Annotated in this window: 11 protein-coding genes; 8 read left to right on the forward strand and 3 right to left on the reverse strand. The window is 62.9% G+C overall.

Annotated features, from left to right (window positions below; genetic code table 11):
- The first annotated feature begins 11 nt into the window (after positions 1-11).
- Positions 12-767 carry an L-ornithine N(alpha)-acyltransferase gene (gene olsB, locus BMY68_RS18700; protein WP_007926556.1) on the forward strand — a complete coding sequence of 252 codons (756 nt, stop codon included), beginning with the start codon at positions 12-14 and terminating at the stop codon, positions 765-767.
- Positions 767-1,561 (forward strand): lysophospholipid acyltransferase family protein, encoded by a 795-nt coding sequence (locus BMY68_RS18705; RefSeq protein WP_009042515.1) that lies wholly within the window; start codon positions 767-769, stop codon positions 1,559-1,561. The genes olsB and BMY68_RS18705 overlap by 1 nt, the downstream gene beginning before the upstream one ends.
- A 26-nt stretch (positions 1,562-1,587) precedes the next feature.
- Here BMY68_RS18705 and BMY68_RS18710 read toward each other — a convergent pair whose 3' ends face one another.
- Positions 1,588-2,169 carry an acyl carrier protein phosphodiesterase gene (locus tag BMY68_RS18710; protein ID WP_009042514.1) on the reverse strand — a complete coding sequence of 194 codons (582 nt, stop codon included), beginning with the start codon at positions 2,167-2,169 and terminating at the stop codon, positions 1,588-1,590.
- Positions 2,170-2,322: 153 nt separating this feature from the next.
- Here BMY68_RS18710 and BMY68_RS18715 point away from each other — a divergent pair, with 153 nt between their 5' ends.
- Genes BMY68_RS18715 through BMY68_RS18725 form a run of 3 tightly spaced genes read left to right on the forward strand, consistent with a single transcriptional unit; the run spans position 2,323 to position 4,895 of the window.
- On the forward strand, positions 2,323-2,637 hold the full coding sequence (locus BMY68_RS18715) for an ArsR/SmtB family transcription factor (RefSeq protein WP_007926562.1): 315 nt from the start codon (positions 2,323-2,325) through the stop codon (positions 2,635-2,637).
- Positions 2,638-2,650: 13 nt separating this feature from the next.
- Entirely contained in the window at positions 2,651-3,817 is a 1,167-nt protein-coding gene (locus tag BMY68_RS18720) for an MFS transporter (RefSeq protein WP_085530022.1), read from the forward strand.
- A 28-nt stretch (positions 3,818-3,845) separates the two neighbouring features.
- The gene (locus BMY68_RS18725; RefSeq protein WP_009042512.1) at positions 3,846-4,895 is read left to right on the forward strand and encodes an alkene reductase; all 1,050 of its coding nucleotides are present in this window, start codon (positions 3,846-3,848) and stop codon (positions 4,893-4,895) included.
- 117 nt (positions 4,896-5,012) lie between these two features.
- On the opposite strand, the gene BMY68_RS18730 is transcribed toward BMY68_RS18725, so the two are convergent.
- Positions 5,013-5,900, reverse strand: a complete 888-nt coding sequence (locus BMY68_RS18730) for a DMT family transporter (RefSeq protein ID WP_009042511.1) — start codon at positions 5,898-5,900, stop codon at positions 5,013-5,015.
- A 162-nt stretch (positions 5,901-6,062) separates the two neighbouring features.
- Positions 6,063-6,695, reverse strand: a complete 633-nt coding sequence (gene emhR, locus BMY68_RS18735; protein ID WP_009042510.1) for an efflux system transcriptional repressor EmhR — start codon at positions 6,693-6,695, stop codon at positions 6,063-6,065.
- Between the two features lie 264 nt (positions 6,696-6,959).
- Between emhR and emhA the strand changes: the two genes are divergently transcribed.
- From emhA to adeC, 3 genes are read left to right on the forward strand one after another with little or no spacing between them, the layout of a single operon-like run.
- Positions 6,960-8,117, forward strand: a complete 1,158-nt coding sequence (emhA, locus tag BMY68_RS18740) for an efflux RND transporter periplasmic adaptor subunit EmhA (RefSeq protein ID WP_009042509.1) — start codon at positions 6,960-6,962, stop codon at positions 8,115-8,117.
- Positions 8,118-8,120: 3 nt separating this feature from the next.
- Positions 8,121-11,267 carry an efflux RND transporter permease subunit EmhB gene (emhB, locus tag BMY68_RS18745; protein WP_085530021.1) on the forward strand — a complete coding sequence of 1,049 codons (3,147 nt, stop codon included), beginning with the start codon at positions 8,121-8,123 and terminating at the stop codon, positions 11,265-11,267.
- Positions 11,264-12,724, forward strand: coding sequence for an AdeC/AdeK/OprM family multidrug efflux complex outer membrane factor (gene adeC / locus BMY68_RS18750; RefSeq protein ID WP_062823453.1), 1,461 nt, complete (start codon positions 11,264-11,266; stop codon positions 12,722-12,724). Before emhB ends, adeC begins: the two co-directional genes overlap by 4 nt.
- Positions 12,725-12,793 lie beyond the last annotated feature (69 nt).

Here is a 12,793-nt window from a genome sequence, read left to right on the forward strand (position 1 = left end):
GGAGATTCACAATGACTCAGATCGCCCGCATCAGCGACACCGGCAATGAACGCCGCCTGCAAGCCGAGCGCCTGGTGGGCGCCGCGGCCCTGCAAGAAGCCCAGGCCCTGCGCTTCAACGTCTTCAGCGGCGAATTCAACGCCAAACTGAAAGGCGCTGAGCTGGGTCTGGACATGGATGACTATGATGTCCACTGCAGCCACATCGGCGTACGTGACTTGAACAGCGGCCGCCTGGTCGCCACCACCCGCCTGCTCGACCACCAGGCCGCCAGCAGCCTGGGGCGTTTCTACAGCGAAGAAGAATTCAGCCTGCACGGCCTGGTCCAGCTCAAGGGCCCGATCCTCGAGATCGGCCGGACCTGCGTCGACCCGGCCTACCGCAACGGCGGCACCATCGCCGTGCTCTGGGGCGAGCTGGCCGAAGTGCTCAACCAGGGCGGCTACAGCTACTTGATGGGCTGCGCCAGCATCCCGATGCAGGACGGCGGCGTGCAGGCCCACGCGATCATGCAGCGCCTGCGCGAACGCTACCTGTGCACCGAGCACCTGCGCGCCGAACCGAAGAACCCGCTGCCGAACCTCGATATCCCGTCCAACGTCATCGCCGAGATGCCGCCGCTGCTCAAGGCCTACATGCGCCTGGGCGCGAAGATCTGCGGCGAGCCGTGCTGGGACCAGGATTTCCAGGTGGCCGACGTGTTCATCCTGCTCAAGCGCGACGAGCTGTGCCCGCGCTACGCCCGTCACTTCAAGGCGGCCGTGTGATGCGCCGGCTACGGGTCTACGGGCGCATCGCCCGGGTGCTGCTGGTGGTGGCGCTGGGCCTGAGCATGGCCTGCGTGTTCGGCGTGTTCGAGCGCCTGGGCGTCGCCCATTCCATGGTCCGGCGCCAGCGCTGGTCGCGCTTTTTCATGGCGCGCCTGAGCAATGCCCTGCCCTTCGGCGTGACGGTGCACGGCGAGGTGCCGAAGCAGCCGATGCTGTGGGTCAGCAATCACGTGTCCTGGACCGATATCCCGCTGCTCGGCGCGCTGACGCCGCTGTCGTTCCTGTCCAAGGCCGAAGTGCGCACCTGGCCGGTCGCCGGCTGGCTGGCCGCCAAGGCGGGCAGCCTGTTTATCCGCCGCGGTTCGGGCGACAGCCAGTTGATCCGCAAACAGATGACCCGCCATCTGCAGCAGACCCACCCACTGCTGATGTTCCCCGAAGGCACCACCACCGACGGCCGCAGCCTGCGCACCTTCCACGGTCGCCTGCTGGCCAGCGCCATCGACGCCGACGTGGCGTTGCAGCCGGTGGCCATTCGTTACCTGCGCGATGGTGATATCGATCCGCTGGCGCCGTTCATCGGCGACGACGACTTGCTGTCGCACCTGATGCGTTTGTTCGCCAACGATCAAGGCCGGGTGGAAATCCATCTGCTGCAGCCGATTGCCTGCCAGGGCCAGGAGCGCGCCGCGCTGGCGTTCCAGGCGCAACAGGCGGTGCAGAAGGTTCTGTTTGGCGACATCGCCCAGCCAGCCGAGCCACGGCGTGCCAGCGACCTGATCGCCGCCTGAGCCAGGAGGAGCCGGCCTGCCGGCTCCTACCGCGGCTGCATATGTTGCGCGGCGAATGCCTGCAACTGCGGGTAGAACGCCCGGAAATCCTCGCTCAACGGCTGATACAGCCGCTCCAGCTCGCCCATCGCCGCCGCCAGTTCTTCCGGGCGTGACAGGCGCCGGGCAATCCCCCGCAACACCTGCTCCAGCACCTCGAACTCGCGGTAGGAACCCAGCCAGTCATGGGCGGCCATATGCGGCGCGATCTGCGCCAGGCGCCCGGGCAGCCGGGGTTCGGCCGCCAGCACCCGATATACGTCCGAAGTGAACAACTCCAACGGCCGGTCGGCATAGAGCATCCAGTCCCGGGCCAGGCAGTGGTCGAAAAACACGTCCAGGACGATGCCGGCATAACGCCGGCGGGTCAGGGAAAAACGCGACAGCGACTCGCCCACCAACGGATGGCGGTCGGTAAAGATGTCGATGCTGCGATGCAGCTGGATCGCCGCCTCGATTTCCGGGTCGAACTGGCCCTGCAGGCGCCCTTTGACGAAGTCGCCATACAAACTGCCGAGTAATTGACCGGGGCGCTGGCCGCCGAGATGCAGATGTGCGAGATAATTCATTCGCGCAGCTTAGCACCGCGCCTCACATATCGTTATAACCCGATATACCGATTAACGCTGATCTCAGATCAAAATCATATTGGTATATCGCGAAATAGCGATTTAAAGTTCGCCTCATCGCGATATAACGTTTTACGGAAAACGAGCACCGCCATGTCCATCGACCTCGACGAAATAATAAAAGCCCTGGCGCACCCAGTACGACGAGACATCCTTATCTGGCTCAAGGACCCGAAGGTCCAGTTCCCCGATCAGACCCACAACCATGAGTACGGCATCTGCGCCGGACAGATCGACCAACGCTGCGGCCTGTCGCAGTCGACCGTCTCCGCGCACCTGGCGACCTTGCAACGGGCCGGCCTGATCAGCAGCCAGAAAGCCGGCCAATGGCACTTTTTCAAACGCAACGAAGATGTGATCCAGGCCTTCCTCGAGAAGCTGACCGCAGAACTTCGCATCAAAGACTGACAAGGACCCGACAATGCCCCTCTCGCTCCTCATCCTGGCCTTGAGCGCCTTCGCCATCGGCACCACCGAGTTCGTCATCATGGGCCTGCTGCCCGATGTGGCGAACGACCTGGGTGTGTCGATCCCCGGCGCCGGCTGGCTGGTGACCGGCTACGCCCTGGGCGTGGCGATCGGCGCGCCGTTCATGGCCCTGGCCACCGCCAGGCTGCCGCGCAAGGCCGCCCTGGTGGCGTTGATGGGGATTTTCATCGTCGGCAACCTGCTGTGTGCGCTGGCCAGTGACTACGACGTGCTGATGTTCGCCCGTGTGGTCACCGCCCTGTGCCATGGCGCCTTCTTTGGTATCGGTTCGGTGGTGGCGGCAGGCCTGGTGCCCGCCAACAAGCGTGCTTCCGCCGTGGCCCTGATGTTCACCGGCCTGACCCTGGCCAACGTGCTCGGCGTACCGCTGGGCACCGCCCTGGGCCAGCAGGCCGGCTGGCGTTCGACCTTCTGGGCGGTGACCGTGATCGGCGTGATTGCCCTGATCGGCCTGATCCGCTTCCTGCCCGCCAAGCGCGACGAAGAGAAGCTCGACATGCGTTCGGAACTGATCGCCCTCAAGGGCGCCGGGATCTGGCTGTCGCTGAGCATGACCGCGCTGTTCTCCGCCTCGGTGTTCACCCTGTTCACCTATGTCGCCCCGCTGCTGGGCGAGGTGACTGGCGTCTCGCCCCAGGGCGTGACCTGGACCCTGGTGCTGATCGGCCTGGGCCTGACCCTGGGCAATATCATCGGCGGCAAGATGGCCGACAAGAGCCTGTCGGGAACCCTGGTCGGCGTGCTGATCGCCATGGCCGTGACCAGCTCCGTGCTGACCTGGACCAGCGTCGCGCTGATCCCCACCGAAGTCACCCTGTTCCTCTGGGCCACCGCCTGCTTCGCCGCGGTGCCCGCCCTGCAGGTCAACGTGGTGACCTTCGGCAAGGCCGCGCCGAACCTGGTGTCCACGCTGAACATCGGCGCCTTCAACATCGGCAACGCCCTGGGCGCCTGGGTCGGCGGCAGCGTCATTGCCCACGGCTACGGCCTGGTCAACGTGCCGCTGGCGGCCGCCGCGCTGGCGGTCCTGGCCCTGCTGGTGACGCTGATTACCTTTCGCCAGGGCGGCAACGCCGATCTGGCTCCTGCCACCAACTGATACGTTCATCTAAAGAAGGGTGTATTTCATGACGACTATTTTCGATCCGATCAAACTCGGCGACCTCGAGCTGGCCAACCGCATCATCATGGCGCCGCTGACCCGCTGCCGCGCCGACGAGGGCCGCGTGCCGAACGCGCTGATGGCCGAGTACTACGTACAACGCGCCTCCGCCGGCCTGATCCTCAGCGAAGCCACCTCGGTGACCCCGATGGGCGTCGGCTACCCGGACACCCCGGGCATCTGGTCCAACGACCAGGTGCGCGGCTGGAGCAATGTGACCAAGGCCGTTCACGGCGCGGGCGGCAAGATCTTCCTGCAGCTGTGGCACGTGGGCCGGGTTTCCCACCCGAGCTACCTGAACGGCGAAGCGCCGGTCGCGCCCAGCGCCATCCAGCCCAAGGGCCACGTCAGCCTGGTGCGTCCGCTGGCCGACTACCCGACCCCGCGCGCCCTGGAAACCGCTGAAATCGCCGACATCGTCGACGCCTACCGCGTTGGCGCCGAGAACGCCAAGGCTGCCGGCTTCGACGGCGTGGAAATCCACGGCGCCAACGGCTACCTGCTCGACCAGTTCCTGCAAAGCTCCACCAACCAGCGCACCGACCAGTACGGCGGCTCCCTGGAAAACCGCGCCCGCCTGCTGCTGGAAGTGACTGACGCCGCCATCGAAGTCTGGGGCGCTGGCCGTGTCGGCGTACACCTGGCGCCACGGGCCGACTCCCATGACATGGGCGACGACAATCTGGCCGAAACCTTCACCTATGTCGCTCGCGAGCTGGGCAAACGCGGTATCGCCTTTATCTGCTCGCGCGAGAAAGAAGGCGCCGACAGCCTTGGCCCGCAACTGAAAGAAGCCTTCGGCGGCCCCTACATCGCCAACGAACGCTTCACCAAGGACAGCGCCAATGCCTGGCTGGCCAGCGGCAAGGCCGATGCCGTGGCCTTCGGTGTGCCCTTCATCGCCAACCCGGACCTGCCGGCCCGCCTGAAGGCCGATGCACCGCTGAACGACGCGCGTCCCGAGCTGTTCTACGCCAAGGGCCCGGTCGGCTATATCGACTACCCGACGCTGTAAGACGCTTCAATAAAAAAGCCCCGGACTCGCAAGAGCCGGGGCTTTTTACTGCGTCACGCAAACATGCCTCCATAGGAGCAAGGGGATGCCTGCCAAGGTGACACAGGCGCCAGGCAATCAACCGCGTTTGCGCTGGCCCCAGGCCACGGCCAGGCCGCTGAGGCAGATCACCGCGATCCCGACTATGCCGAAGCTGTCCGGGGTGTGATCGAAGATCAGGTAGCCGTACATGCCGGCGAACAGGATCTGCCCGTAACTGAATGGCGCCAGCATCGCCGGCGCGGCATGGCGGAAAGCCTGGGTCAGCAACAGGTGGCCGAGCATGCCGCAGGTACCGAGGCCGATCATGAAGAGGGCGTGCCCCAGGGTCGGCGTGCTCCAGAAGAACGGCAGCGCCGCGCTCATGATCAGGCTGTTGAGAATCCCGGTGAGGAAGTTGCTGGTGGTGGGGCTGTCGACCCCGCTGAGCTTGCGGGTGAGCAACTGGTAGAAGCCGAAACACAAGGCCGAGCACAGCGGCAGCAGGATCGCCGGGGTGAACAAGGCACCGCCCGGACGAATCACTATCAATACCCCGACGAAACCGGCCAGCACCGCCAGCCACTGGCTGCGGGTCACCCGCTCGCCCAGCAGCGGCACGGACAAGGCGGTAACCAGCAAAGGCGCGAGGAAGTTAACCGCGGTGGCCTCGGCCAGGGGGATATAACGCAGGCCGGTGGTGAAAAACAGGCTGGTGCCGATCAGGCACAAGGCGCGCAACAGTTGCAGGCCCGGGCGCTTGGTGCGCACCACGGCGGAGAAACCGCTGCGTGGCACGAACACCACCAGCATCAACAGCGTGTGCACCACATACCGGGCCCAGACCACCATAACGATGGGGTAGAACCCGGACAGGTATTTGGACAGGGTGTCATGACTGGCGAACAGCAAAACCGCCAGGCAAATCAGTGCTATACCTTTGACCGGTTGCTCGGTGCCCTTATAAGCCGCGGTACTCACACTCATTCACATACTCGCAACAATTTCCCTACAAAATACGTAGCTCGCTATCTATCAAGATAAAGTCGGCACGTATATAAAGGCATCCCGGTGAGCCGTGACGAATAAAACATCGCGTTTTATAACGCGCAAACGTTGACATCTGCCGACGTAATTCCGCATTTTGTCTCAATTACGCAGGCTGGGACTCAGGCGCAGCATGTCCAATCCGGTATCGATCCAGCGCTCCGCTTCCTTATGGAGTTCGAAACTGTCCGGCGCCAACAGCCACTGATAAAGAATGCCATCAATATAGGCGTGGATACTGATGGCCGCCCGGGCAGTATCGAGGTTCTCGGGCAGTTGTCCCCGCTTCACGGCATTGCGCAACGCCAGCTCGATATGCACGTTGCAATCCAGGCTGGCCGCGCGACGCTGGCGCCGCAAGTCGCACATTTCATCGGTGAATTCGCACTTGTGAAACAAAATCTCATTAATGCGTCGGGTTTTCGGGTCCAGGGCAATTTGATGAAACAAATGAATCAGCAGCTTGCGCATGCATCCCAGCGGATCGACTTCCTCTTCGTCTTCACTGGCCCTGGCCATTTCATTCAGCGGCTCGCGCAAGGTATCGAGCATGGCCTGCACCAGATCCGCCTTGTTGCTGAAATGCCAGTAAATAGCTCCACGCGTGACACCGGCCAAAGTCGCGATATCGGCCAGGGTGGTACGCGCCACACCGCGCTCATAGAAGGCTTTTTCGGCCGCCTCGAGTATCTGTTTGCGGGTTTCTTGAGCTTCCTCTTTGGTACGACGGACCATGGCAGTAAACCTCGATCAGGATGTTTCAGCGATGCATGAAGCTCATCTGAATAAATATGGAACGGCATCTCGGGTGCCGTTTGCCCAACCTACAATTCGACACTTGCAACGGCTTTTGTAACCGAATGGGTACGCCGCCAAGGTATTTACAAACAACCATGAACGTAAGTATATTCCTTAGCAAGCTACTTATCCACTCAGCACTCGTTTTTTACCCTTCCACTTTTCGAGTGCGCATTTTGCGCGCCTGACCCGAGGATCTTCATGCAACTCAAGCCAGCTGTTACCGCTCTGGTCACTGCCGTCGCCCTGGCATCGCTGCTCAGCGGATGTAAAAAGGAAGAGGCGGCTCCCGCCCCACAAGCCCCTCAGGTCGGCGTAGTCACCCTGCAACCTCAAGCCTTTACCCTGACGTCCGAGCTTCCAGGGCGCACCACTGCGTTCCGGATCGCCGAAGTCCGTCCTCAGGTCAACGGCATCATTCTCAAGCGTCTGTTCAAGGAAGGCGGCGACGTCAAGGAAGGTCAGCAGCTCTATCAGATCGATCCGTCGGTCTATGAGTCGACCCTCAAGAGCGCCCAGGCCAACCTGCAATCGACCAAGTCGATCTCCGATCGCTACAAGCAGCTGGTCGACGAGCAAGCCGTAAGCCGCCAGGAATACGACACCGCCGTCGCCAATCGCCTGCAATCGGAAGCCGCGCTGCAGAGCGCCCAGATCGACCTGCGCTACACCAAGGTGCTGTCGCCGATCTCCGGGCGTATCGGCCGTTCTTCGGTCACCGAAGGCGCATTGGTCAGCAACGGTCAGTCCACCGCCATGGCGACCATCCAGCAACTCGACCCGATCTACGTCGACGTCACCCAGTCGTCGGTGGAACTGCTCGAGCTGCGCCGCGAGCTGGAAAGCGGTCGCCTGCAGAAGGCCGGCGACAACGCCGCCAAGGTCAAGCTGACCCTGGAAGACGGCAGCCAGTACAAGCTCGACGGCAAGCTGGAGTTCTCCGAAGTGTCGGTCGACGAAACCACCGGTTCCGTGACCCTGCGCGCGGTGTTCCCGAACCCGGAACACACCCTGCTGCCCGGCATGTTCGTGCACGCGCAACTGCAGGCCGGCGTGAATGCCGCGGCGATCCTCGCCCCGCAACAAGGCGTGACCCGCGACCTCAAGGGCACACCGACCGCCCTGGTGGTTGGTCCGGACAACAAGGTTGAACTGCGTCAGCTCAAGGCCAGCCGCACCGTCGGCAACCAGTGGCTGATCGAGGACGGCCTGAAGGCCGGTGATCGCCTGATCACCGAAGGGCTGCAATTCGTCCGACCTGGCGTCGAAGTCAAAGCCAGCGAAGCGACCAACGTTCCAGCAAAAAACCCGGCCACTGCACAGGCAACTGACAAAGCTGCAGGCGGCAAAGGGGAGTAAACCATGTCGAAATTTTTTATCGACCGTCCGATTTTCGCCTGGGTAATCGCCCTGGTGATCATGCTGGTCGGGGCTCTATCGATCCTCAAATTGCCGATCAACCAATACCCGAGCATCGCGCCTCCAGCGATCGCCATCTCCGTGACCTACCCAGGCGCTTCCGCACAGACCGTGCAGGACACCGTGGTCCAGGTCATCGAGCAGCAGCTCAACGGTATCGACAACCTGCGTTATGTGTCCTCGGAAAGTAACTCCGACGGCAGCATGACCATTACTGCGACCTTCGAGCAGGGCACCAACTCGGACACCGCGCAGGTCCAGGTGCAGAACAAGCTGAACCTGGCCACCCCGCTGCTGCCGCAAGAAGTGCAGCAACAGGGTATCCGCGTAACCAAGGCGGTGAAGAACTTCCTGTTGGTGATCGGTGTGGTTTCCGAGGACGGCAGCATGTCCAAGGACGACCTCTCGAACTACATCGTGTCCAACATGCAGGACCCGATCTCGCGGACCGCGGGCGTGGGTGACTTCCAGGTGTTCGGTGCCCAGTACGCCATGCGTATCTGGCTCGACCCGGCCAAGCTGAACAACTTCAACCTGACTCCGGTCGACGTGAAAAACGCCGTGGCGGCGCAGAACGTCCAGGTGTCGTCCGGCCAGATCGGTGGCTTGCCAGCCCTGCCAGGCCAGCAACTGAACGCCACCATCATCGGCAAGACCCGCCTGCAGACTGCCGAGCAGTTCAAGGCCATCCTGCTGAAGGTCAACGCGGACGGCTCGCAAGTGCGTCTGGGCGATGTCGCGGATGTGGCTCTGGGCGGTGAAAACTACTCCGTCAGTGCCCAGTTCAACGGTGCCCCGGCTTCCGGCCTGGCCGTGAAACTGGCCAACGGCGCCAACGCCCTGGACACCGCCAAGGCCCTGCGCAAGACCATCAGCGACCTGGAACCGTTCTTCCCGCAAGGGATGAAAGTGGTGTTCCCGTACGACACCACCCCGGTGGTGACCGAGTCGATCAAGGGTGTGGTTGAAACCCTGGTCGAAGCGATCGTGCTGGTGTTCCTGGTGATGTTCCTGTTCCTGCAGAACTTCCGCGCCACCGTCATCACCACCATGACCGTTCCGGTGGTGTTGCTGGGTACCTTCGGTATCCTTGCGGCCGCCGGCTTCAGCATCAACACCCTGACCATGTTCGGCATGGTGCTGGCCATCGGCTTGCTGGTGGACGACGCCATCGTCGTGGTGGAAAACGTCGAGCGGGTAATGGCCGAGGAAGGCCTGTCGCCCAAGGAAGCGACCAAGAAGTCCATGGGCCAGATCCAGGGCGCCCTGGTCGGTATTGCCCTGGTGCTGTCGGCGGTACTGCTGCCAATGGCGTTCTTCAGCGGTTCCACCGGTGTGATCTACAAGCAGTTCTCGATCACCGTGGTCTCGGCCATGGCGTTGTCGGTCCTGGTTGCCCTGATCTTCACTCCGGCCCTGTGCGCCACCATGCTCAAGGCCATTCCCCACGGCGAGCACGGCACGCCGAAAAAAGGTTTCTTCGGCTGGTTCAACCGTAACTTCGACCGCAGCGTCAAAAGCTACGAGCGTGGCGTGGGCAACATCCTGCGACACAAGGCGCCTTACCTGCTGGCCTACGTGCTGATCGTGGTCGGCATGATCTGGCTGTTCATGCGCATCCCGTCCGCGTTCCTTCCGGAAGAAGACCAGGGCGTACTGTTCGCCCAGGTACAGACCCCGGCCGGCTCCAGTTCCGAGCGGACCCAGGTGGTAGTCGATGAAATGCGCGCCTACCTGCTGGACAAGGAAAAGGACACCGTGGCCTCGGTCTTCACCGTGAACGGCTTCAACTTCGCCGGTCGTGGCCAGAGTTCGGGCATGGCGTTCATCATGCTCAAGCCGTGGGACGAACGCTCCGTGGAAAACAGCGTGTTCAACCTGGCGGCCCGGGCCCAGCAGCACTTCTTCAGCTTCCGCGATGCGATGGTGTTCGCCTTCGCCCCGCCGGCGGTACTGGAGCTGGGTAACGCCACCGGTTTCGACGTGTTCCTGCAGGACCGCGCCGGTATCGGCCACGAAAAACTGATGGAAGCGCGCAACCAGTTCCTCGGCATGGCGGCGCAAAGCAAGATCCTGTCCCAGGTGCGTCCGAACGGCCTGAACGACGAGCCGCAGTACCAGCTGGAAATCGATGACGAGAAGGCCAGCGCCCTGGGCGTGACCATCTCCGACATCAACAACACCTTGTCGATTGCCCTGGGCAGTAGCTACGTCAACGACTTCATCGACCGCGGTCGGGTGAAGAAGGTGTACATCCAGGGTCAGCCTAACGCTCGCATGAGCCCCGAGGACCTGAAGAAGTGGTACGTGCGCAACAGCGCCGGGACCATGGTACCGTTCGCCTCCTTCGCCAAGGGCACGTGGATCTACGGTTCGCCGAAACTGGCTCGTTACAACGGCGTGGAAGCGGTGGAAGTCCTGGGTGCCCCGGCGCCGGGCTACAGTACCGGTGAAGCCATGGCCGAAGTCGAAGCCATCGCCAAGAAGCTTCCGGCCGGTGTCGGTATCTCCTGGACCGGGCTGTCCTACGAGGAACGCCTGTCGGGCTCGCAAGCTCCCGCGCTGTACGCCTTGTCGCTGCTGATGGTGTTCCTGTGCCTGGCGGCGCTGTATGAAAGCTGGTCGATTCCGATCGCGGTCATGCTGGTGGTGCCGCTGGGGATCATCGGTGCGCTGATGGCGACCAGCCTGCGCGGCCTGTCCAACGACGTGTACTTCCAGGTGGGGCTGTTGGTAACCATCGGCCTGGCGGCGAAAAACGCCATTCTGATCGTCGAGTTCGCCAAGGAACTGCACGAGCAGGGTCGCAGCCTGGTGGACGCGGCGATCGAAGCCTGCCGCATGCGTCTGCGTCCGATCATCATGACCTCCCTGGCCTTCGTGCTCGGTGTGGTACCGCTGGCCATCTCCACCGGCGCAGGCTCGGGTAGCCAGCATGCGATCGGTACCGGGGTGATTGGCGGTATGCTCACCGCGACTGTCCTGGCGATATTCTGGGTGCCTTTGTTCTTCGTCACCGTGTCCAAGATGGGTCGTCGCAAGGCAGACGAAGCGCAAACTACTGAAACTCCTGAAGAGGCTGGCCAATGAGCAAGTCGCTACTCTCCCTCGCAATCACCGCCGCCGTGCTGAGTGGTTGCTCGCTGATACCGGATTATCAGCAGCCGCAAGCGCCGGTCGCGGCGCAATACCCGCAAGGGCCGGCCTATTCGCCTGCGGAGGCTGCCAACCAGGCAGCCGCCGAACAGGGCTGGCGGCAGTTCTTCCATGACCCTGCCCTGCAGCAGTTGATCCAGACCGCGCTGGTGAACAACCGCGACCTGCGGGTCGCGGCGCTGAACATCGACGCCTACGCCGCGCAGTACCAGATCCAGCGCGCGGACCTGTTCCCGGCGGTTTCGGCCAACGGCAGCGGCAGCCGTCAACGCACCCCGGCACGGTTGTCGCAGACCGGTGAAGCGGCCATCTCCAGCCAGTACTCGGCAACCCTGGGTGTCAGTGCTTATGAGCTGGACCTGTTCGGTCGCGTTCGCAGCTTGAGCGAGCAGGCCTTGCAGACCTACTTCTCCAGCGAAGAGGCCCGGCGCAGCACGCAGATCAGCCTGGTGGCCAGCGTGGCCAATGCCTACCTGACCTGGCAGGCCGACAAGGAACTGCTCAAGCTGACCCAGGACACCCTGGCGGCCTACGAGGAGAGCTACCGCCTCACCTCGCGCAGCAACGAAGTCGGCGTGGCCTCGGCCCTGGACCTGAGCCAGGCGCGGACCTCGGTGGAAAACGCCCGGGTGCAACTGGCGCGTTATACCCGCCAGGTGGCCCAGGACGAAAACAGCCTGACCCTGCTGCTGGGTACCTCGATCCCGGCCAACCTGCCGAGCCCGCAGCCGTTGTCGGCCGACCTGCTCAGCGAGTTGCCCGCCGGCCTGCCGTCGGAACTGCTGCAACGCCGTCCGGACATCCTCGCCGCCGAGCACAACCTGAAAGCCGCCAACGCCAGTATTGGCGCGGCACGCGCGGCGTTCTTCCCGAGCATCAGCCTGACCGCCAATGCCGGGACCTTGAGCCCGGATATGGGCGGCCTGTTCAAGGGCGGCTCGGGCACCTGGTCGTTCGCGCCGCAGATCAATATCCCGATCTTCAACGCCGGCAGCCTGCGCGCCAGCCTGGATTACTCGAAAATCCAGAAAGACATCAACGTCGCGCAGTACGAGAAGTCCATCCAGACCGCCTTCCAGGAAGTCTCCGATGGCCTGGCCGCACGCCAGACCTACAACCAGCAGTTGCAGGCCCAGCGTGACTTCGTCAACGCCAACCAGGACTACTACCGCCTGGCCGAGCGTCGCTACCGCATCGGTGTCGACAGCAACCTGACCTTCCTCGACGCCCAGCGCTCGCTGTTCAGCGCGCAGCAAGCGTTGATCACCGACCGGCTTGCGCAGCTGACCAGCGAGGTCAATCTGTACAAGGCCCTGGGCGGCGGTTGGAACGAGCAAGGTTCGCAGAAAGTGGAAGTGAGCAAAGAGGCACCGCCACTGAAGCTGTTCTGAGTGCATGCCGCTTGAAAAAAACCCACCTTGCGGTGGGTTTTTTTATGGGCCGAAGGCAGTCGCCACTTG

It is taken from the genome of Pseudomonas sp. NFACC41-3, from assembly GCF_900109505.1.
In the GTDB taxonomy this organism is placed as follows: Bacteria; Pseudomonadota; Gammaproteobacteria; order Pseudomonadales; family Pseudomonadaceae; genus Aquipseudomonas; species Aquipseudomonas chlororaphis.

What these genes read in the sequence shown, in the direction of transcription:
- olsB (WP_007926556.1), top strand. Translation starts at nt 12, where the DNA reads ATGACTCAGATCGCCCGCATCAGCGACACCGGCAATGAACGCCGCCTG.
- BMY68_RS18705 (WP_009042515.1), top strand. Translation starts at nt 767, where the DNA reads ATGCGCCGGCTACGGGTCTACGGGCGCATCGCCCGGGTGCTGCTGGTG.
- BMY68_RS18710 (WP_009042514.1), bottom strand. Translation starts at nt 2,169, where the DNA reads ATGAATTATCTCGCACATCTGCATCTCGGCGGCCAGCGCCCCGGTCAA.
- BMY68_RS18715 (WP_007926562.1), top strand. Translation starts at nt 2,323, where the DNA reads ATGTCCATCGACCTCGACGAAATAATAAAAGCCCTGGCGCACCCAGTA.
- BMY68_RS18720 (WP_085530022.1), top strand. Translation starts at nt 2,651, where the DNA reads ATGCCCCTCTCGCTCCTCATCCTGGCCTTGAGCGCCTTCGCCATCGGC.
- BMY68_RS18725 (WP_009042512.1), top strand. Translation starts at nt 3,846, where the DNA reads ATGACGACTATTTTCGATCCGATCAAACTCGGCGACCTCGAGCTGGCC.
- BMY68_RS18730 (WP_009042511.1), bottom strand. Translation starts at nt 5,900, where the DNA reads ATGAGTGTGAGTACCGCGGCTTATAAGGGCACCGAGCAACCGGTCAAA.
- emhR (WP_009042510.1), bottom strand. Translation starts at nt 6,695, where the DNA reads ATGGTCCGTCGTACCAAAGAGGAAGCTCAAGAAACCCGCAAACAGATA.
- emhA (WP_009042509.1), top strand. Translation starts at nt 6,960, where the DNA reads ATGCAACTCAAGCCAGCTGTTACCGCTCTGGTCACTGCCGTCGCCCTG.
- emhB (WP_085530021.1), top strand. Translation starts at nt 8,121, where the DNA reads ATGTCGAAATTTTTTATCGACCGTCCGATTTTCGCCTGGGTAATCGCC.
- adeC (WP_062823453.1), top strand. Translation starts at nt 11,264, where the DNA reads ATGAGCAAGTCGCTACTCTCCCTCGCAATCACCGCCGCCGTGCTGAGT.